The organism is Mycobacterium appelbergii (genome assembly GCF_032883035.1).
Lineage (GTDB): Bacteria > Actinomycetota > Actinomycetes > Mycobacteriales > Mycobacteriaceae > Mycobacterium > Mycobacterium appelbergii.
In genome coordinates this window covers 70,678-90,099 of the sequence record NZ_JAMQTH010000020.1, presented here as the reverse complement: position 1 = coordinate 90,099, position 19,422 = coordinate 70,678, and the positions used below count along the sequence as shown (strand labels likewise).

At 66.2% G+C, this 19,422-nt stretch carries 19 protein-coding genes; 9 read left to right on the top strand and 10 right to left on the bottom strand.

What is annotated here, in order from left to right; genetic code table 11:
• Together M1247_RS33505 and M1247_RS33500 are read left to right on the top strand one after the other, a co-directional pair.
• Nucleotides 1–768 (top strand): SDR family NAD(P)-dependent oxidoreductase, encoded by a 768-nt coding sequence (locus tag M1247_RS33505; protein WP_317160755.1) that lies wholly within the window; start codon nt 1–3, stop codon nt 766–768.
• Nucleotides 765–2,252: an acyl-CoA synthetase gene (locus M1247_RS33500; RefSeq protein WP_317160754.1), complete on the top strand. Its 1,488-nt coding sequence runs from the start codon at nt 765–767 to the stop codon at nt 2,250–2,252. Before M1247_RS33505 ends, M1247_RS33500 begins: the two co-directional genes overlap by 4 nt.
• On the opposite strand, the gene M1247_RS33495 is transcribed toward M1247_RS33500, so the two are convergent.
• On the bottom strand, nt 2,249–3,181 hold the full coding sequence (locus M1247_RS33495) for a hypothetical protein (protein WP_317160753.1): 933 nt from the start codon (nt 3,179–3,181) through the stop codon (nt 2,249–2,251). The genes M1247_RS33500 and M1247_RS33495 overlap by 4 nt on opposite strands.
• 152 nt (nt 3,182–3,333) lie before the next feature.
• On the opposite strand from M1247_RS33495, the gene M1247_RS33490 reads away from it, so the two are divergent.
• The 5 genes from M1247_RS33490 to frdD are packed head-to-tail and all read left to right on the top strand — an operon-like array spanning nt 3,334 to nt 6,820.
• The gene (locus tag M1247_RS33490; protein ID WP_317160752.1) at nt 3,334–3,576 is read left to right on the top strand and encodes a hypothetical protein; all 243 of its coding nucleotides are present in this window, start codon (nt 3,334–3,336) and stop codon (nt 3,574–3,576) included.
• Nucleotides 3,577–3,585: 9 nt separating this feature from the next.
• Nucleotides 3,586–5,325 carry a fumarate reductase (quinol) flavoprotein subunit gene (gene frdA / locus M1247_RS33485; RefSeq protein ID WP_317160751.1) on the top strand — a complete coding sequence of 580 codons (1,740 nt, stop codon included), beginning with the start codon at nt 3,586–3,588 and terminating at the stop codon, nt 5,323–5,325.
• A gap of 3 nt (nt 5,326–5,328) precedes the next feature.
• Nucleotides 5,329–6,075, top strand: coding sequence for a succinate dehydrogenase/fumarate reductase iron-sulfur subunit (locus M1247_RS33480; protein ID WP_317160750.1), 747 nt, complete (start codon nt 5,329–5,331; stop codon nt 6,073–6,075).
• Nucleotides 6,072–6,464 carry a succinate dehydrogenase/fumarate reductase transmembrane subunit gene (locus M1247_RS33475; RefSeq protein WP_317160749.1) on the top strand — a complete coding sequence of 131 codons (393 nt, stop codon included), beginning with the start codon at nt 6,072–6,074 and terminating at the stop codon, nt 6,462–6,464. The genes M1247_RS33480 and M1247_RS33475 overlap by 4 nt, the downstream gene beginning before the upstream one ends.
• Complete coding sequence (gene frdD / locus M1247_RS33470; protein WP_317160748.1) at nt 6,461–6,820, top strand: fumarate reductase subunit FrdD; 360 nt, start codon at nt 6,461–6,463, stop codon at nt 6,818–6,820. Before M1247_RS33475 ends, frdD begins: the two co-directional genes overlap by 4 nt.
• Before the next feature lie 73 nt (nt 6,821–6,893).
• Here the strand turns inward: frdD and M1247_RS33465 are convergent, their stop codons facing one another.
• From M1247_RS33465 to M1247_RS33440, 6 genes are read right to left on the bottom strand one after another with little or no spacing between them, the layout of a single operon-like run.
• A complete protein-coding gene (locus M1247_RS33465; protein ID WP_317160747.1) occupies nt 6,894–7,343 on the bottom strand; it encodes a type II toxin-antitoxin system Rv0910 family toxin in 450 nt (149 codons plus the stop codon).
• 3 nt (nt 7,344–7,346) lie between these two features.
• On the bottom strand, nt 7,347–7,565 hold the full coding sequence (locus M1247_RS33460; RefSeq protein WP_317160746.1) for an antitoxin: 219 nt from the start codon (nt 7,563–7,565) through the stop codon (nt 7,347–7,349).
• Between the two features lie 58 nt (nt 7,566–7,623).
• Entirely contained in the window at nt 7,624–9,999 is a 2,376-nt protein-coding gene (locus M1247_RS33455; RefSeq protein WP_317160745.1) for a cation-translocating P-type ATPase, read from the bottom strand.
• Nucleotides 10,000–10,027: 28 nt separating this feature from the next.
• Complete coding sequence (locus M1247_RS33450; protein WP_317160744.1) at nt 10,028–11,599, bottom strand: serine hydrolase; 1,572 nt, start codon at nt 11,597–11,599, stop codon at nt 10,028–10,030.
• Nucleotides 11,600–11,635: 36 nt separating this feature from the next.
• Nucleotides 11,636–12,775, bottom strand: a complete 1,140-nt coding sequence (locus tag M1247_RS33445; RefSeq protein WP_317160743.1) for an MBL fold metallo-hydrolase — start codon at nt 12,773–12,775, stop codon at nt 11,636–11,638.
• 1 nt (nt 12,776) lies between these two features.
• Nucleotides 12,777–13,508: an enoyl-CoA hydratase gene (locus M1247_RS33440; protein ID WP_317160742.1), complete on the bottom strand. Its 732-nt coding sequence runs from the start codon at nt 13,506–13,508 to the stop codon at nt 12,777–12,779.
• A gap of 27 nt (nt 13,509–13,535) precedes the next feature.
• Between M1247_RS33440 and M1247_RS33435 the strand changes: the two genes are divergently transcribed.
• Entirely contained in the window at nt 13,536–15,011 is a 1,476-nt protein-coding gene (locus M1247_RS33435) for a carboxyl transferase domain-containing protein (RefSeq protein WP_317160741.1), read from the top strand.
• Between the two features lie 52 nt (nt 15,012–15,063).
• On the opposite strand, the gene M1247_RS33430 is transcribed toward M1247_RS33435, so the two are convergent.
• From M1247_RS33430 to M1247_RS33420, 3 genes are read right to left on the bottom strand one after another with little or no spacing between them, the layout of a single operon-like run.
• Entirely contained in the window at nt 15,064–15,900 is an 837-nt protein-coding gene (locus M1247_RS33430) for a type IV toxin-antitoxin system AbiEi family antitoxin (protein WP_317160740.1), read from the bottom strand.
• A 39-nt stretch (nt 15,901–15,939) separates the two neighbouring features.
• Entirely contained in the window at nt 15,940–17,946 is a 2,007-nt protein-coding gene (locus M1247_RS33425; protein WP_317160739.1) for a YhgE/Pip family protein, read from the bottom strand.
• A 2-nt stretch (nt 17,947–17,948) separates the two neighbouring features.
• Nucleotides 17,949–18,677, bottom strand: coding sequence for an ATP-binding cassette domain-containing protein (locus M1247_RS33420; protein ID WP_317160738.1), 729 nt, complete (start codon nt 18,675–18,677; stop codon nt 17,949–17,951).
• Nucleotides 18,678–18,730: 53 nt separating this feature from the next.
• Between M1247_RS33420 and M1247_RS33415 the strand changes: the two genes are divergently transcribed.
• Nucleotides 18,731–19,420, top strand: a complete 690-nt coding sequence (locus M1247_RS33415) for a hypothetical protein (protein WP_317160737.1) — start codon at nt 18,731–18,733, stop codon at nt 19,418–19,420.
• Nucleotides 19,421–19,422: the final 2 nt, after the last annotated feature.

The window sequence follows — 19,422 nt, the reverse complement described above, 5'->3', positions numbered from 1 at the left end:
ATGCAGGTAGCGATCGTCACGGGAGCCAGCAGCGGCATCGGCTTCGGGTGCGCCACCACGCTCGCTGCGGCAGGCATGGCGGTGCTGGGCACCGGTCGCGATGAGATACGGCTCGCCGAACTGAAGAAGGTCGATCCGGAACGGATCGACACGCTCGCCGTCGATCTCACCGCCGACGATGCTCCGCAGCGCATCGTGGAGGCCGCGGTGTCCCGTTGGGGTCACGTCGACTTTCTGGTGAACAACGCCGGTGTGGGCAGCCCGAAGCCGCTGCACGAGACCGACGATGAAACCCTCGACTATTTCCTGGGTCTCATGCTGCGGGCACCGTTTCGATTGGCCCGCGACGTCATACCGCACATGGGCCCCGGATCGGCGATCATCAACGTGTCGTCCACCTTCGCCGTCGTCGGCGGGCTGCGCGGGGGCGCATACTCGGCGGCCAAGGGTGGGCTGACCGCGCTGACCACCCACATCGCCTGCCAGTACGGTGCTCAGGGAATCCGGTGCAACGCCGTGGCTCCCGGCGTCACTCTCACCCCGATGGTGGCCACCCGGCTGGAAGACGACCGGTTCCGCAAGATCAACACCGAGATGACACCGCATCAGCGGCTGGGCCGGATCGAGGACATCGCCGCGACGGTCGCCTTCCTGTGTTCGGACGGCGGCAGCTTCATCAACGGGCAGACCATCGTCGTCGACGGTGGCTGGAGCTCGACGAAGTACCTCTCGGATTTTGCCCTGAACTCCGAATGGACGGCGCGATGAACCTTTTCGCCGTACTTGACCAGTCCGCCTCGCGCTTCGGTGACCGGGGCGCGGTGTTCGACGGTGAGCGGCAACTGTGGACCTGGTCGCAGCTGCGCGAACGCGTGCTGCGGCTGGCCGGTTCGGTGCAGACCCTCGGCGACCGGGGCGCGCGTATCGCCGTCGCGAGTGAGAATCGTCCGGAGATCGTGGAACTCATGTTCGCGATCTGGGCCGCCGAATGCGTGTACGTGCCGATCAACTACAAGCTGCATCCGCGGGAGATGGCCGACATCGTCGCCGATTCCGGTGCGTCACAGGTGTTCGCCTCGGCCAAGATCGCCGCAGGCCTGGAGCTGGACGTGCCGGTCGAGGAGATCGGCAGCGACGCGTACACCGGTCGGTTCGAGACCGAACCCGCGGTGCCGCCGGCGACCGACCCCGACACTCTGGCGTGGTTGTTCTATACCAGCGGCACGACCGGTAAATCCAAGGGCGCCATGCTGTCCCACCGCAACCTGATGGCGATGACGGTTGCGCACCTCGCCGATATCGACGACCCGGACGAGAACTGCAGCCTGGTGCACGGCGCGCCGATGTCGCACGGGTCCGGCTTGTACGTGCCGCCCTATGTGCTGCGCGGGGCACGCCAGGTGATCCCGGCATCGGGCGCATTCGTGCCCGACGAGTTTCTCGATCTGTGTGCCTGTCACCCAGGATCATCGGCGTTCCTGGCGCCCACCATGGTGCAGCGGCTCGTCGAAACAGGCAGGCCGGCACCGGAAAACCTGCGCGCTATCGTCTACGGCGGCGGCCCGATGTACGTCGACAGCATGAAGAAGGCGCTCGACGCACTCGGCCCGGTGTTCGCGCAGATCTACGGCCAGGGTGAATCCCCCATGACCATCACCGGTCTGCGCCGTCGCGACCACACGGCTGACGACGCCGTGCTGGGATCTGTCGGGTATGCGCGCGCGGGTATGCAGGTTGCGGTACTGGGCCGGGACGGCACCCCCGTTTCCGTCGGGGAGATCGGCGAAATCGTCTGTCGCGGTGACGCAGTGATGTCGGGCTATTGGAACAACCCCGGCGCCACCAGGGCCGCCCTGCGGAACGGCTGGCTCTACACCGGCGACATGGGATCGTTCGACGAACACGGGTTCCTGACCCTGCGCGACCGGTCCAAGGATGTGGTGATCAGCGGCGGCAGCAACATCTACCCGCGCGAGGTGGAAGAGGTGCTCCTGGAACATCCGGGCGTATCGGAAGCCTGCGTGGTGGGGGCGCCCGATCCCGACTGGGGCGAGGTCGTGGTGGCGTTCATCGTGCGCAGCGGGGCCGCCGGCGTCGAGCCTGCCGAACTCGACGCCCACCTGATCGAGCGGATCGCCCGGTTCAAACGGCCCAAGCGTTACGAGTTCATCGACGCGCTGCCGAAGAACAGCTACGGCAAAGTGCTCAAACGGGAGTTGCGCACCCACATCTCAGCTACTTCGATGCGTTAGGCAAACGTGTCGAGCCGGTAGCTGCCCGGTGCGAGCAGCGCGTGCTCGACGAACACCTGCATGGTGACCAGCATCTGCCAGTGCAGCCGCTGAAGACGGTGCGCAAGATCAGTTCCCGGTTCGAAAATCCCGGCCTCATCGCTCGCCGAGCGCGGCGGAAGCACGCCGAGAATACGCGCCATATCCACCTCGATGAACGTAAAGTCGCCATAGGGCCGCTTCGGATCGGCCGCAGCCGCCGGGTATCCGCCCATGTCGAGGTGATCCTGGCAGCGGGAACTCGATGGCCACCGGATATCCATGGCTCGCGCGAGCCGCAAATGGTCGTCAGTGAGCGTGACACGCCCGTCGGAGTCAATGCCGAGATCCACGTCGGTCACGCCATCGTCACCGTCATAGCCGCGCATCGCGTCGCGCACGTCGGCCGGGCAGAGATTGCCGAGCGCATACCGGCCGGGGGCAAGCGTGCCGTGCTTCAACGCGCGCGCAAGCACGAAGTACATCTCCACGTGCCGGCGTGCTAGATCATCCGCGTCGTCTGATCCGAACACTTCGACAAGCTGCGCAAGAAGATCCCTGCGACCATAGGGTCGTTCCGAATCCAACATCGGCCCGCCCCGCTCGACGCCGTCCCAGGCAAATCGTGCCTGCCGCAGCAGGCTGATATGAGACTTCGTGATCTCGAACGATCCATCACCAAACCATGCTCCGTCGTCCAAGGCACAAGCTCCCTGCGGATCGCGCCAAATCTCCGCAACGGGTGCGGGAACGGCGGTATGCGCTGGATCCGCTGCGCCGCTACTCCCCAGCTTCTGATCGAGCAGGCCGTGCGCAGCGGCTTCGAGGGCCGCCGCGTGCGCGGCACCGGCCTTACGCGACCTCCCATAGGCACCGACAAACCCCATCACGAATCTCGCTCGGTCGAACATCGCGGATTCGCACCTCCCCGGGCCAGAACGGACCGCGGCCATCATGCCACTGCCCGGCTGGATCACTTAGCCGAAGGCATGGACGCAGGCATCTTGACAGGAATACTCTTATGTGATCTGGATCACTATTCCGGAGCCGAGGAGGCGTGCTCATGGCCGCCACGACCACGCATTTTCCGAAGCAGAAGGCGCCCTGTGGGCGCATGGCCGAGGGCGATCACCACATCGAGAGTGACGACGACGGCCTGAACTACGACGACCTCAGATTCTCGTGTGGCTGCCGTCAATCGCGGCACGTCTACCACGACGGATGCGTGCACATCCGGACGGTTCGGCATGACGGCAAGCTGCTGCGGGACGAACGCTGCGGAGAACATGAGGCATTCGAAGTGTGAGTCACAGCGATGACGGCCGCGCACAACATCGTGGTGATCGGTGGAGGCGGCGCGGGGTTGCGCGCCGCCATCGCGATCGCCGAAACCAACCCCGGGCTGACAGTGGCGATCGTGTCCAAGGTGTACCCGATGCGCAGCCACACCGTCTCAGCCGAGGGCGGCGCGGCGGCGGTGGCGGGCACCGACGACAGCTTCGACGAGCACGCATATGACACGGTCTCCGGCGGCGACTGGCTGTGTGATCAGGATGCGGTCGAGGCATTCGTGGCAGAAGCGCCACTCGAGCTCATGCAACTGGAACACTGGGGATGTCCGTGGAGTCGCAAGCCGGACGGGCACATCGCTGTTCGCGCCTTCGGCGGGATGAGGAAGCTCCGTACCTGGTTCGCCGCCGACAAAACAGGATTCCACCTGTTGCACACGCTTTTTCAACGGGTGCTGGCGTATCCGGACATCACGCGTTACGACGAGTGGTTCGCTACCACGCTGCTCGTCGACGATGGAGTGGTTCGCGGGCTGGTCGCCGTCGAATTGGCCACCGGACGCATCGAGACCATCCTGGCCGAAGCGGTGATCGTGTGTACCGGCGGGTGTGGGCGGGTGTTCCCGTTCACCACCAACGCCAACATCAAGACCGGTGACGGGATGGCGCTGGCATTGCGGGCCGGCGCACCGTTGAAGAACATGGAGTTCGTGCAGTACCACCCGACGGGGCTGCCCTTCACCGGCATCCTGATCACCGAGGCCGCCCGCGCGGAAGGAGGTTGGCTGCTCAATAAAGACGGCTACCGTTACCTTCAGGATTACGACCTGGGGACGCCTACCCCGGAGCCGAAATTGCGCAGCATGGAACTCGGCCCGCGTGACCGGCTGTCACAGGCGTTCGTGCACGAACTGGATCTGGGCCGGACGGGCGAAACCCCTTATGGTCCGGTCGTCTACCTTGATCTGCGGCACCTCGGTGCGGAGCTCATCGATACCAAGCTGCCGTTCGTGCGGGAACTGTGCCGCGACTACCAGCACATCGACCCGGTCAGCGAGCTGGTCCCCGTGCGACCGGTCGTGCACTACATGATGGGCGGTGTCCACACCGACATCAACGGCAGTACACCACTTTCGGGTCTGTACGCGGCAGGTGAGACGGCCTGTGTGAGCATCAACGGAGCCAATCGGCTGGGCTCCAATTCGCTTCCCGAATTGTTGGTGTTCGGGGCCAGGGCGGGGCGGGCCGCGGCGGAGTACGTCAGTGGTGCGCCCGCCGCGTCGTCGGCGGTGAACGCCCAGGCCCGCACCGAGGAACGACGACTGCGACGAGAACTGCAGCGGCACAGCGAGGGTGGCGAACGGATTGCCGATATCCGCACCGAGATGCAGTCGGTGTTGGAGACCGCGGCAGGGATCTATCGGGATGGACCCACGCTGTCCGGGGCTGTAGACAGAATCAGAGAGCTGCAGGAGCGTTTTCGCAAAGCCGGAATCGACGATCACAGCCTCACCTTCAACACCGAGCTGACCGGACTACTGGAGCTGTCCGGGATGTTGGATATCGCCCAGACGATCGTCGAATCCGCGTTACGCCGTGAGGAATCCCGAGGCGCGCACCAACGCACCGATTTTCCGCACCGCGACGACGACCGTTACCTCGCGCACACCCTGATCCATCGGGAGTCCGATGGATCGGCGCGCGTCGACTACCTGCCGGTCACGATTACGCGCTGGCCGCCCGGCGAGCGTGTGTACGGGAGATGACACATGAGTGCCGAACGAATTGTCATGGAAGTGGCCCGGTATCGACCGGACACCGATACCGAGCCGGTGATGCAGGCTTACGACGTCCCGCTCGCCCGGGAATGGGCGGTGCTGGATGGGCTGAACTACATCAAGGACCACCTCGACGGGACACTGAGCTTCCGTTGGTCCTGCCGAATGGGCATCTGCGGCAGCTGCGGCATGACCATAGACGGCGACCCCAAACTGGCCTGCGCCACATTCCTCGTCGACTATCTACCGGGGCCGGTGCGAGTGGAGCCCATGCGGAACTTTCCGGTGATCCGCGATCTTGTCGTGGACATCAGCGACTTCATGACCAAACTGCCCCGGGTGAAACCCTGGATCATCCGCGATGACGAGCTGTCAGTCGGGGACGGCGAATATCTGCAAACCCCAGCTGAGTTGGACGAATTCAAGCAGTTCAGTATGTGCATCAACTGCATGCTGTGCTATTCGGCCTGCCCTGTCTACGCGCTGGAGCCCGGGTTCCTCGGTCCCGCGGCAATCGCCTTGGGCCAGCGCTACAACTTGGACTCCCGCGACTCCGGTGAGGCCGATCGTCGGGACGTGCTGGCCGCCGCCGACGGCGCATGGGCATGCACCTACGTCGGCGAGTGCTCGACGGCATGCCCGAAAGGTGTCGATCCGGCCGGCGCGATCCAGCAGTACAAACTCACCGCCGCAAAGCATTCACTGAAAGACCTGCTCCTCCCGAGGGGTGCGCGATGACGGCCCCGACATCGCACTACCGTGCGCCGGTGCCCCGATTCTGGTGGGCCAAACGGCAGTCCTACCGGATGTTCATGCTGCGCGAGCTCAGCTGTGTGTTTGTGGCCTGGTCCGTGGTGTATGTGCTGCTATTGGTGTCGGCCGTGAGTGGCGGCGGGGACGCGTACCGACGATTTCAGAACTTCAGCACCTACCCGGTTGTCGTCGTGCTGAATGTCGTCACACTGGCCTTCCTGCTGCTCCATACGGTCACCTGGTTCAATCTGGCACCGCGAGCGATGGCGATTCACCTACGTGGGCGTCGCGTTCCGGCAGGGGCGGTGCTGATCGGCCATTACGCAGCCTGGTTGATGATCTCGGCAATCGTCGCGTGGGTGGTGCTGGTATGAATGCCCGCACACGTCGCTCCCCCGAGCCGTACCTGTGGCTGTTGTTCTCGTCGGGCGGCATGATGGCCGCGCTGGTACTTCCGGTGATGTTGCTGCTGTTCGGCGTGGCGTTTCCGCTCGGTCTGCTCGACGCGCCGGACCACGCCCACTTGCTCGCGGTAGCGCGGCATCCGTTGAGCAGAATCGCGTTGCTCGGCGTTCTCGCGCTGTCGTTGTTCCATTGGGCGCACCGATTCCGGTTCACGGTCGAGCACGGGTTGCAACTGGGCCGGTTCGACCGAGTGATCGCGGTGTGCTGTTACGGCGCGGCCACTTTAGGGTCCATCGCGGCCGCGTGGATCTTGCTGACGGTTTAGCGCGAGCAGACGCGTAGGTCCCCGAAAACCCGGTTTCGGGGTACCGCAGCGTCTGCTCGCGGGAGAAATGGACTCAGCTCGGGGCGTACAGTTCCTTGAACTTGTTCAGTGACTGCTGGATATCGCCCTTGAGCGCAGCCGAGACCACGATGCCGATCGGTCCGAACAGTGCGGGCCCACCCAGATGCAGGTCGAAGCCGACGGTGGCGCCCTCGCCGCCGTCGACGGTGGCCGGTTTGATCCTGCCGATCAGCTTGACCTTCACCCCACCTCGACCATCGCCGTTGAGCGTCAACGACTCCGGCGGCTTGTAATTCACCAATGTCCAGCGGACCCGGTTCAGCATGCCCTTCACCTCGACGATCGACTCGATGACGGTGCCCTTTTCGAGGGTTTCCGGCAACTTCGACCGCCAGGCACGGTGGATGCTGAGCCACTCGTCGTAGCGGGACAGATCAGAGGCGTAATCCCATGCCTTCTCCGGCGGCAATGGGACATCGACGGAGACCGAGAGTTTCGCCATAGGTTATTGCTGGGGCGGCTGCGGCGGTTGCTGCTGCTGCTGCGGTTGCTGCGGCTGGTCCGGATTGTCCTTGTTCACATAGTTGCGGGCCGCGTCTTGCGCCTTGTCAATGTGCTGGGCGTATTTGCCCTGCGTCTTCTGGTCGATGAAATCACCGGCCTTGTCGATCGCACCGCTGGCCTTGTCGGGGTTCTGCCCCAACCAGCTCTTGACCTTCTCCATGAACCCCATATTGTTCCTCCCTATTTGTTGCAAGCGCCCTCATTCTTGCCGTTTGCAGCTATCTCCACAAGCGCCGCCGCTCGCCCAGCAAAGCACCTTGGGCCCACCACACCGCCTCGATCAGGGCCGCACCGAGCAGGCCTATCCCCAGGGCCATCGAGGTGAGCGCCAGATTCGACGGATCCAGCATGAACCAGTGCTGTGCCAGCGGCAGAGAGAAAATCACCAGGTAAGCCAGGGCTGATGCCGCGACCAGCCCCACGCGCCACCACTCATACGGCCGGGCCACCACCGACAACACCCACACCGAGGACACCAGCAACGTGATGAGCGCGGTGGTGGACGCCTGGGTCTGCTCGACCGCCGTCGCATCGCGGCCCTGATAGGCCAACAGGTAGGAGACGAACGTCGCAGTTCCGACCACAAGCCCCGACGGCAGCGCCGCCGTCATCACCCGGCGGACGAAACCGGTGTGGGCGCGCTCGTTGTTCGGGGCGAGCGACAGGATGAACGCCGGGATGCCGATGGTGAACCAGGCCGCGATGGTGACGTGGATCGGCTGGAACGGAAACAACAGCGGGTCGGTGTCGAAGAATCGGGCCGACAGTCCGCCGGTGCCCACCAGGATCGCCAGCAGCACCGAGTACACCGTCTTGGTGAGGAACAGGTTGGAAACACGCTCGATATTGCCGATTACCCGACGACCCTCGCCCACCACATACGGCAGCGTCGCGAACTTGTTGTCCAGCAGCACGATCTGAGCGACGGCCCGCGATGCGGAGCTGCCCGAACCCATGGCCACGCCGATATCGGCATCCTTGAGCGCCAGCACGTCGTTGACGCCGTCACCGGTCATCGCCACGGTGTGACCACGCGATTGCAGGGCATGGACCATGGCGCGCTTCTGATCCGGACGCACGCGCCCGAACGTGGTGTATTCCTCCAAGCGTTCGGCGAGCTGGTCTGGTTCCTGCGGCAGCCGCCGGGCATCCAGGGTCTCGCCGTGCAATCCCAGCTTGCCCGCGACCGCACCCACCGAGACCGCGTTGTCACCCGAGATCACCTTGACCGACACATGTTGTGAAGCAAAGTAATCCAGCGTCTCACCGGCGTCAGGACGGATCCGTTGCTCCAGCACGACGAGCGCAACCGGAGTCACGGTGCCGGGCGCTTCCGGCGCGTCGACCGACAGATCGCTGGAGGCCACCAGCAGCACCCGCAGACCCTGGGAACCGATCTGCTCGGCCTGTTCTGCCACCGGTGATGCGGAGTCCAGCAGCACATCCGGTGCGCCGATGACCCAGTTGCCGTGCTCGCCGTAGGACGCGCCACTCCACTTGGTGGCCGACTTGAAGGGGGCCGTCGCGGTGGCCGTCCACCCGGGCGGGCTCGGGTAGGCCTCGGCGATCGCCTGGATGCTGGCGTTGGGCCTGGCATCGTCGGCGGCCAGCTGCGCCAGCACCTGGGTGACGTCGTCCTCTTGAATCGACCGCAGATCGCTGACCCGCATACCGTTCTCGGTCAACGTGCCCGTCTTGTCGGCGCACACCACGTCGACGCGCGCCAGACCCTCGATGGCAGGCAACTCGTTGACCAGGCATTGCCGCTGGCCCAGCCGGACCACTCCCACGGCGAACGCGATCGAGGTCATCAGCACCAGGCCCTCGGGCACCATCGGCACCAGTGCACCGACCATGCGCAGCACCGATTCACGCCACCCGGCGCCGGTGGTGAACAGCTGTGTGTAGATGGTCAGCAGCCCGGCAGGCACCAGGAGATAGGTGATGAACTGCAGGATCTTGTTGATGCCGTTGCGCAGTTCGGATTTGACCAGCGTGAACTTGCTGGCTTCCTCGGCAAGCTTGGCGGCGTAGGCCTCCCTGCCGACCCTGGTGGCGCGGTAGGCACCGCTGCCCGCGACCACGAAACTGCCGGACATCACCGCATCGCCTGCGTCCTTGGCGATCGGATCGGCCTCCCCGGTCAGCAGCGATTCGTCGACCTCAAGGTTGGCTTCCTCGACGATCTCGCCGTCGACGACGATCTGATGGCCGGGTCCCAGTTCGATGATGTCGTCGAGCACCACCTCGCTGGGCAGCAGCGCGCGGGTAGCGGACCGTCTGCGCACCAACGGCTTCGCCTGCCCGACGATGGCCAGCTTGTCCAGCGTCTGCTTGGCCCGGATCTCCTGGATGATGCCGATGGCGCTGTTGGCGATGATGAGCAGGCCGAACGCGCCGTTGATCAGCGATCCGGTGGACAACACGATGATGAAGAGCACACCGAGAATGGCGTTGATACGGGTGAACACGTTGGCCCGCACGATCTCCGAGACACTGCGTGCGGCGCGGCTCGGCACATCGTTGGTCTTGCCGTCGGCAACGCGCTGTGCGACTTCGGCATCGGTGAGCCCGGTGCTGGCAATTGTCGTCACGTAGGCTGCCTCTCTTCGCTCAAGCGGCTCATCGGGTGAAAGTCCCCATCCCGTCGGTGTCGTAGTACTCCAACGTCAGTGTGTCACCGGCGAACGTCGCCTTGGAAATGGTTCCCGGTGGTGCGTTCTCGGTGACGAACGAGAAGGTGAACGTATCGCCGTCCCAATGGTCGAGCGGGACGCGCAGTTTCGGCCCCAACGCCAGGTTCAGCTTGCCGTCGTTTTCGGTGACGGTGGCCGGTCCCCAGTACTCGTTGCGGTAGACACCCGCGTAGGTCGAGAGCGTCTTGGCGGGCGCCGGATCGGCCGGGGGCTGCTTCCCGACGAGCGTGCCCTCCGGTGCTGCCATCGACGCGAACGCGTCGGCGAAGAGCTTGCGCCAATCTTGCCGGACCGCACCGAACTGCACCAGATCGGCGAACTCGGCGGTCAGGGTCTCCGGGATGCCGGACGGAGTGGCATTGCTCAGTGCGACGATGGCCACGTCGGCCGATGGGATCATGACGAAGTTGGTGCCCGCGCCGAGGTCGAATGCGCCGGAGTGGCTCAGCTGCATACGCGCGGCCGAGGTCGAGCTGACGTTGAATCCGTACCCGTAGAAACCCGATCGCATCGCCGGCTCGGTCGCCCGGGCCGACACCACCTGCGGTGTCACCGCGGGCAGCAGCGCATCGGGATCGACGATCTTCCGACCGTCGACGCTTCCGTCGGCCAGCACCATGGCCAACCACCTCGCCACGTCATTGACCGAGGAGCTCACGCCGCCTGCGGGCGATTCCGGGTCGGCGTCGCGCACATACCGGGGTTCGTACCGATCGCCCATCCGGATATGGCCGACGGCGCGATCGGGACGAGCCTGGTAGTCGGCGAACCGCGAACTCGTCGAATCCATGCCCAGCGGGCGGTACAGCACGTCGGCGCTGAGGTCTTCCCAGCTCTGCCGCGCTCCGGCGGCTACCGCCTCTGCCGCGGCGGTGAACCCGAAATTGGTGTAGGCGTACGAGATCCGGAACGGCGCCAATGGCAGTTGGCGTAGCCGCTCCAGCACGTAGCGACGGTCATAGCCGAGATCCTCCAGTCGGTCGCCTGCGTGGTCGGGCAGACCGGACCGGTGCGAGAGCATGTCGCCGACGGTGACCATCCTGGTGACGGTGGGATCCGACAGGGCGAACCAGTCGAGTTTGGACACGATGGGGGTATCCCAGCCGATCGCGCCGGCGCCGACCTGGTGGGCAACCACGGTGGCGGCGAGCGGTTTGGACATCGACGCCAACTGGAACACCGTATCGGCGTCCACCTGATTCTCGGCGCCGTCGCCGTTGCGGACGTCACGCACACCGAAGCCCTTGGCATACACGGTCTTTCCACCGTGCACCACCGCAACCGCCAACCCGGGGATACCGGAGCTGCGGATCAGGTCCTCGGCGATGCCATCCAGTTCGGCAACCGCATTGTCGACGGCGTTCTCCGGCAGTGGCTGCGCGGGCACCAGCGGCGGCAGGACGTCGGAGAGTGGCTGTCCGGCGGGCTGGGATTCACACGCCGTGGCCAGCGCCACCGTCAACAATGCGGCTATCGCGGCGCGGGCCAGTGCTTTCATGAGTTGAACCGTAACCGTCTTCGGCGCGCGTAGCGGCTACAACTGCCACCAGGGGTCCAGCACGGGAGACCCGGCGTCGACCCGCTGCCCCGGTTTGGGCACGGCCAGCGCGACGCCGGCCGGGTCGGCCGCGGCCAACAGCCGGTGCACGGGTTCGGCCCACGGATGCGGCGCGAGCCGGAACGTCGCCCAGTGGATCGGAACCAGCAGGCCCGACCCCGCTTCGGCCACATCGAGGTGGGCGCGCACCGCTTCCTCGGGGTTCATGTGAATGTCCGGCCAGGCCGGATGGTAGGCACCGATCGGTAACAGCGTCAGATCGAAAGGCCCATGGTCGGAACCGATTTCAGCGAAACTCTTGGTGTACCCGGTATCGCCGCCGAAAAACGCACGGTGCACCGGACCGGCGATGACCCATGACGCCCACAAGGTGGTGTTGCGCTGGAACAGCCGCCCGGAGAAATGCCGGGCCGGGGTGCACACCAGGGTGAGCTCGCCGATGCGGTGGCTTTCGTTCCAATCCAGCTCGACAATCCGGTGCTCGGGTATCCCCCACTTGCGCAGATGCGCGCCGATGCCGAGCGGCACCACGAACGGGGCGCGCTGGGTGCGGGCCAGCCCCATGATGGTGTCGATGTCCAGATGGTCGTAGTGATCGTGGCTGACCAGCACCGCGTCGACGGCAGGTAGCCCCTCCAACGGAAGTGGGGGCTCATGCAACCGCTGCGGACCGACCACCCGTGACGGCGAGCAGCGCCGGCTCCAGATCGGATCGGTCAACACGCGGTAGCCGTCGATCTCGACCAGCGCGGTGGAGTGGCCGTACCAGGACACCGCACACGCCTCGGCGTTACCGTCGGTCGGCTCGGCCAGCGGGATCGGCCCGCGGGGACGGCTGGCGCCCCGCTGTTTCTGCTCCTCGCGTGCGCGGCCGAACCCGAACATCTCGGTGATCAGCAGCCGCCGTTCCTCCCGGTCCATGCTGATCCCGGCCGATGCCGGCTCGATATTGACGAACACCTCGCCGTTGTACTGGGGCGAGCGCCGTGCCACCGGGCGGATCGCCGCGGGGCGGGCGCCCACGGCAGCCTGGGTGCCGCTCAGCGCGCGCAGCAGCCATCCGCCGGCCAGCAGGGATGCCGATCGGGCCCCGAACCGCAACGCCGCGCGCAGCACCTCAGGCTCCGGTGAAGTTCGGTGGCCGTTTCTCGACGCGTGCCACCTGGGCTTCGATGACGTCCGGACTGGCCCAAGCCTTGTCGAAAAGTTCCTTGTGCGCGGGCCACTGTTCCTCGTAGGCGCCGTCGTCGTTGAGCACCCGCTTGGCGTGTTGCAGTGCCAGCGGCGCGAATGCGGAGATCTCGGCGGCCCACTTCTGGGCGTCGGCCAGGGTGCCGATGCGATTGGCCATCCCGGTCTGCAAGGCCGTATCGGCGCTCAGCTTCTCCGCGGCGAGCAGCATGCCCCTGGCCCGGCCGTATCCGACCAGCGAGGTCAGTCGGCGGATGCTCCAGTTGTCGAGAGCCAGACCGTACTTGGCGACCGGGAACTGAAAGTAGGCCTCGGGGGCGACGACCCGCAGATCGCAGATCATGGACAGAATGACACCGGCGCCGATGGCCGGACCGTTGATCGCGCCGATCACCGGAACGGGCGTCTTGTCGATCGCGAGGTTCAGGGCAAGCGCCTTGTCGGGCAGCTCTGCGGCGAAGGCGTCGCCGGACAGGTCAGCACCGGCGCTGAACACGGTGCCCGCACCGGTCAGCACGATCGCGCGGACATCTTCGGCGGCGGCGTTCTCCACCGCCACCCGCAGACTGTCGACGAGCTCACAGTTCAGCGCGTTCCGCCGCTCCGCTCGCTGCAGCTCCAGAGTCAGGACATTGCCGTCCCGGGTGATACCAATCATGCGGCCAAGCCTATATAGGGTCGGGGTGTGAGTCGGATCGGTGCCCTGGCCCTACGCGATGCTGTGCTCGACGAGGGCTCGTTCCGCAGTTGGGACGCGTCGCCGCTCGCTGTGGCGACCAGCGACGATTACCGCCGCGAACTGGCCGAAGCTGCGGCGAAAACCGGGCTGGACGAATCGGTGCTGACCGGCGAGGGCACGGTGTTCGGTCGCCGCGTGGCCGTGGTGGCCTGCGAGTTCGACTTCCTGGCCGGATCGATCGGAGTGGCGGCCGCCGAGCGCATCACCGCCGCCGTGACGCGCGCCACCGCCGAGCGGCTGCCGTTGGTGGCCTCGCCCAGTTCGGGCGGCACCCGCATGCAGGAAGGCACAGTCGCATTCCTGCAGATGGTCAAGATCGCCGCTGCCGTCGAACTGCACAGGCAGGCGCATCTGCCGTATCTGGTCTACCTGCGGCACCCGACCACCGGCGGCGTCTTCGCCTCATGGGGTTCGCTCGGGCATGTCACCGCCGCCGAACCGGGCGCGCTGATCGGGTTCCTCGGGCCACGCGTCTACGAACACCTGTACGGCGAGCCGTTCCCGCCAGGCGTCCAGACCGCGGAGAACCTGCACGCGCACGGAGTCATCGACGGTGTGGTGCCGCTGGCCCTGCTGCGCGACACGCTGGACCGGACCCTGCGGGTGGTTGCCGATCCGCCGGGGCCACCGCCCACTCTGTCGGAACCCGAGCCGATACCGGACGTACCTGCCTGGGAGTCCGTGCAGGCGTCACGGCGCCCGGACCGTCCCGGCGTCGGCTACCTGTTGCGGCACGGGGCCACCGACCGGGTGCTGTTGTCGGGCACCGAGCGGGGTGAGGCGGCAACGACGCTGCTGGCGTTGGCGCGGTTCTGCGGCCAGCCGGCGGTCGTGCTCGGCCAGCGCAGCATCGTGGGCGGGCTGGTCGGCCCCGGCGCCTTGCGTGAGGCCCGCCGCGGCATGGCACTGGCCGCGGGGCTGCAGCTGCCGCTGGTGCTGGTGATCGACACCGCCGGGCCTGCCCTGTCCACCGAAGCCGAGCAGGGTGGACTGGCCGGTGAGATCGCCCGGTGCCTGGCCGAACTCGTCACGCTGGACACCCCGACCGTTTCGGTGCTGCTGGGCCAGGGCAGTGGCGGGCCCGCGCTCGCGATGGTCCCGGCCGACCGCGTACTGGCTGCGCTGCACGGCTGGCTGGCGCCGCTGCCGCCAGAAGGGGCCAGCGCGATTGTCTACCGCGACACCGAGCATGCCGCGGAACTCGCTGCCGCCCAAGGAGTCCGGTCAGCGGATCTGTTGGAGCACGGCATCGTCGATGTGATCGTGCCCGAACATCCCGACGCTGCCGACGAACCGCGCAAGTTCACCGAGCGGCTCTCGGCGGCCATCGCGACCGAACTGCACGGATTGCGGGCGGTGCCCGGTGAGCAACGGCTGGCTGCCCGCCTCGACCGGTACCGCCGGATCGGCCTGCCGGGATGACTGCGCGCCAGTAACGTCACGGCGAAAATATGGCCCGGATTTCGCCGTGGCGTTACTGGCGCGAAGCCCACGCCTTGGCGAGTCTGTTGAGAACCCCCGCCTCGCCGTCGCGGGCGGTGACGCGGATGACGATCCAGCCCATTTCGATCATCTCGTCGATGCGGGCGATGTCCTTGCGGAATCGCTCGGGGTCAGTGTGGTGGAGCCCTTCATATTCCATGGCGGTCTTCAGTTCGGGCCAGGCCATGTCGACCTCGCCGATCAGCGCGCCGTATTCGTTGTAGATGGGATGTTGCGTCTCTGGTGGTGGATAGCCCGCGCGAATGACGAGCAGGCGCAACCAAGTTTCACGTGGCGACTCTGCACCCGGGTCAACAAGGGCGAGTGCGGCGCGTGCCTGCTTGATGCCTCTGCGGCCCGCGTGTCGCTCAGCGGCCAATTCGAGGTCTGCCGGCTTCAACCGGGTCGCTCTGGCCAGCGCATCGATCGCGCTCACCGCAGTGTCTTCGGGGAACTTACATGCCAGATCCACCGCGGTACGTGCAGGTGTGGTGGCCCGCATACCGGCGACCAGGCAGATCTCGTCCTCGTCGATCGCATCACCCCAGGTGACGATCCCGCGGGCTGGCCGATGGTTGTTGTCGATGAGATAGGCAGGCAACCCGGGCTCGATCCACCGGGCACCATGCAGAGCCGATGCCGAGAATCCCGCGAGCACGCCGCGTCGCCGCGACCGCAACCAGCCGGCCCTGGCCCGAAGGACCGCGGTGGGCCTGGTACCTCGTGGAATGTAGACGTCCCGATGGACCGCGACGAACTGCGTGCGCAATTCATAACGGGTCAATGCGCCTGCGCCGAGCGCCTCGCTGCCGATAAACGGTGCCCCCATGGGCGAAGTGTGGCCACCCCTACCGACAAGTGCGAACCCTCACACCTCGATCGGTGGATGCAGTCGATCCATCGTGTACTGCCGGTTTCGCCGGGCCGCCCACGAGCTGGCCGCAAGTGAGGCCGCGAGCAGCCCGGTGAGTACGAGGATGGCCACCCACAGCCGCGAGTCGACCCCGCCCACGATGACCTGGCGAAGTCCGTTGACGGCGTAGGTCATCGGATCCAGTGGGTGCAGGATCTGGAAGGGTTTGGCCGTGGTCTCCACCGGATAGATGCCGCCGGCCGAGACCAGTTGCAGCATCAGGAACGCCAGGGTGACGACGCGGCCGACCGATACGCCGAACAGCGCGTTGAAAGCCTGGATCAGCGCCAGGAAGGCGGCCGCCACCAGCACCAGGAACGCCACGGTCGCCAACGCGTATTTCGCGTGCAAACCCACCCCGAAATGTACGACGGCATACATCACCACCACCTGACTCACCGCGATCAGCAGTGCAGGCCAGTAGGAGGCCAACACCACCCGGAGCGCGCCCAATCCGTTGACCACCGGCCGGGATTGCAAGGGTTTCAACAGCATCCAGATGATCAGCGCGCCGATGAACAGTGCCAACGGCAGGAAGAACGGCGCGAAGCCGGTGCCGAACGTGGCGGCCTCATTGTGGGTCTCGATATCCAGCGCCACGGGTGCGGCCACGGTGCGGGCTACCTCGGTGCGCTGCTGCGGGGTCCACGACGGAACCTGGGTCGAGCCCTCCTTGAGCGCTGTGGCCAGTTGCCCGCTGCCGTCGCGGAGCTTCTCCGTGCCGTTGGCGAGTTCGCCTGCACCGTTGGACAATTGGTGTCCACCGTTGGCGAGCTGAACCAGTCCACCGTTGAGCGCCTGCGCCCCGCTGTTGAGCTGGTTCACCCCGTCGCGCAATTTGACGACGTCGGAGCGCAGCCCACCGTTGAGCGCCTTGGTGATGAACGTGCGCAACTTGCTCTTCGGATCTCCGAGCTCGTTCTCCAACTCGGATGCACTGTTGCGCAAGCGGATCAACCCGTCGTCGGTGGTGGGGTCGATACCGCGGGCGGCCAGCAGCCGCTGGGCGCCTGCCAGGAACTCGCCGGTGTCACGCACGGTCGGATCGGGACTGGCCCGCAGCAGGCCGACCGCCTGGTCCACGATCGCGGCCGCCTGGTTCTGATCGATGTTCAATGCGGCGATGCGGTCACTGGTCGAGCGGACCGCGCCAGACAGCCGTTGGGCGGCCAGGCCGACCTCGTCGGGATCCAGTCCGAGGTCGCCGACCCGGTCGAGCACCGTCACCAGAGGGTCGATCGCGGTGTTCACCGCCGTCGACAGCTGCCGGGTGCCTGCCGCCAGTTGCGCGGAGCCGTCGCGCGCGGTGACCAGACCCGCGGCCAGCGCGTCGGCACCGGTGGAGAGCTGGTGTGCACCGTCATCGGCGGCGGCGGTCCCGGCAGCCAATTGCTGCGCCCCGTCGGCGGCCTTCACCAGGCCGGCACCGGCATCGGTCAGCCCCGTGAGGACCGTGCCGACCGTGCGCTCGCCGATCTTGGCGTTGATCTGGTTGAGCACCTCCCGGGACGCGTTCTGCCCGATGATCGTGCCCAGGTAGTTGTTGGCGTCGTTGAAGGTGAAGCGGATCTTGGCCTGCTCCGGCGAACCGCCTGACGGCGACGCGATGTCGGCGCTGAAATCCCGCGGCAGCGTGATCGAGAAGTAGTACTTGCCGCTGGCCACGCCGTCGGCGGCCTCGGTCGCCGATACCTTGTGCAGCTGCAGCTGCCCGGAATCGATCAGGGCATTCGCCACCTCGTCGCCCGCTCTGACCTTCTGTCCCTGCGCGACGGCGCCCTGATCCTCGTTGACCAACGCCACCGGAACCTTGTTCACCTCGTTGAACGGGTTCCAGAACGCCCACAGGTACATGGCCCCGTACAGCAGCGGCATCAGGATGACGGTCACCAGCGCGATCCGCGGCATCGTCCCGCGCGAGAACCGCTTCAAGTCGGTGCCCAACGACATTCCGGCAAGCATGGCTACTCGCCACCTTTCTGCGCTGCGGCCAGTTCGGCCGGGGTGGTGTTGGGCACGGTCAGTTGCACCACCGCGGGATTGGCCACGCCGTTGACGGTCGTGGTGACGACGGTCTGCTGCTGCCCGAGCACGATGAGGCGGTCCAGCAGCACCTCGCGGCTGTGGTCCTCGGTGATGTGATCGAGATTGCCGACCACCAGCAGCGGCGGGGTCGAGGTGTTCGCCAGCGCGATGCGCAACAGAATCTGGTCGAGTTCGGTGAGCCCGTCGAAGTACTCGGTGAGTGACGGCAGGGGCCGCTCGCCGAACACCGGTGCGCACATCGTCACCAGGTCGTTCTCGTCGGCGCGCCGCACCAGCCGGTACCAGTCGGCGTCCCAGCGCCGCTGCTCGGTGACCAGGTCCCGCACGGTCACCGATTCGGCAACAGTGTCGATCTCGTCGATACCGGCCAGGGCCGAGTTCTTGAAGATGTCGGCCGCGCGGTGGTGGCCGAGCACGGTCAGCTCGCCACCGGCGGGGCGCATCCGGCCCGCCAGCGTCATCAGCAGGGCAGTCCTTCCCGAACCGGACGGCGCGACCAGTACGGTGACCCCGCCTGCGGGGATGTCGAGATCGATCGGGCCGTACACCGGACCCCACGGCCCGCGCATGGTGATGCCCCGTGCGGTGATCGCCGGTGGCTGTTGCTGATCCTCGTCGGAGTCGTTTGCCCCAGTCGATTCGGACATGGGCCAATCACAACACAACCACAGCCGAAAGTTCGCGATGGCATTCTGGGGTGGTGGAACCTCTGCTGCATTTCGCGGGGAACTTTTGGTGGCTGATCTTTCCGCTCGGCGGCATGATCGGCGGCGGGGTCAAGGCCGTCGCCGCTGCCAACGAGCGCCGCGCCGAGCGACGGCTGGAGCGCTACCGCATCAAGCAGCAGACCAAAGTGGAAATGGCCCGGGCCGCGGGAACCGCTCAAGCCACGGAGACGGTGTACCGCCGCGAGCTCGCGAAGCTGCTCGAACTGCACGACAACACCGACACGCGGTGGCTCGACTACGAGGTCGACATCGCCAAACTGCTCGACTTCCCGCTCATGACCGACATGCGCGAGCCGCTGACGATCGATTTTCACAAGGCGCGCAGCCGTGCCGATCTGCTGCGGCCCGAGAACGACGGAATTCTTGGCGACCGCGCCGCCCAACTCGAATACCGCGACGCCGTGCACGACTATGTCTCGGCGTTCGACATCGCCGAGGCCGAAGCCGTGCGCAGACGGCGCAGCGACTTCTCCGCCGAGGCACAGGAACGCCTCGGCCGTGCCCAGCAACTGCTGCGCCTGGCCTCTGACGACGGTGCGACACCACAGGAACGCCAGAACGCCTACACGCGGGCGCAAAAGGAACTCGACGGGCTGATCGTGCTGCCCGCCCGCACCCGGGCAGGCATCGAACGCGGGATCGCCGGCGAATTAGAGGCCTGAGC

Excerpts from the sequence above, each read along its gene's own strand:
- M1247_RS33475 (WP_317160749.1), top strand. The coding sequence starts at position 6,072 with ATGACGGCCCCGACATCGCACTACCGTGCGCCGGTGCCCCGATTCTGG.
- M1247_RS33450 (WP_317160744.1), bottom strand. The coding sequence starts at position 11,599 with ATGAAAGCACTGGCCCGCGCCGCGATAGCCGCATTGTTGACGGTGGCG.
- M1247_RS33495 (WP_317160753.1), bottom strand. The coding sequence starts at position 3,181 with ATGTTCGACCGAGCGAGATTCGTGATGGGGTTTGTCGGTGCCTATGGG.
- frdD (WP_317160748.1), top strand. The coding sequence starts at position 6,461 with ATGAATGCCCGCACACGTCGCTCCCCCGAGCCGTACCTGTGGCTGTTG.
- M1247_RS33480 (WP_317160750.1), top strand. The coding sequence starts at position 5,329 with ATGAGTGCCGAACGAATTGTCATGGAAGTGGCCCGGTATCGACCGGAC.
- frdA (WP_317160751.1), top strand. The coding sequence starts at position 3,586 with ATGACGGCCGCGCACAACATCGTGGTGATCGGTGGAGGCGGCGCGGGG.
- M1247_RS33505 (WP_317160755.1), top strand. The coding sequence starts at position 1 with ATGCAGGTAGCGATCGTCACGGGAGCCAGCAGCGGCATCGGCTTCGGG.
- M1247_RS33465 (WP_317160747.1), bottom strand. The coding sequence starts at position 7,343 with ATGGCGAAACTCTCGGTCTCCGTCGATGTCCCATTGCCGCCGGAGAAG.
- M1247_RS33500 (WP_317160754.1), top strand. The coding sequence starts at position 765 with ATGAACCTTTTCGCCGTACTTGACCAGTCCGCCTCGCGCTTCGGTGAC.
- M1247_RS33460 (WP_317160746.1), bottom strand. The coding sequence starts at position 7,565 with ATGGAGAAGGTCAAGAGCTGGTTGGGGCAGAACCCCGACAAGGCCAGC.
- M1247_RS33425 (WP_317160739.1), bottom strand. The coding sequence starts at position 17,946 with ATGCTTGCCGGAATGTCGTTGGGCACCGACTTGAAGCGGTTCTCGCGC.
- M1247_RS33440 (WP_317160742.1), bottom strand. The coding sequence starts at position 13,508 with ATGATTGGTATCACCCGGGACGGCAATGTCCTGACTCTGGAGCTGCAG.
- M1247_RS33430 (WP_317160740.1), bottom strand. The coding sequence starts at position 15,900 with ATGGGGGCACCGTTTATCGGCAGCGAGGCGCTCGGCGCAGGCGCATTG.
- M1247_RS33420 (WP_317160738.1), bottom strand. The coding sequence starts at position 18,677 with ATGTCCGAATCGACTGGGGCAAACGACTCCGACGAGGATCAGCAACAG.
- M1247_RS33490 (WP_317160752.1), top strand. The coding sequence starts at position 3,334 with ATGGCCGCCACGACCACGCATTTTCCGAAGCAGAAGGCGCCCTGTGGG.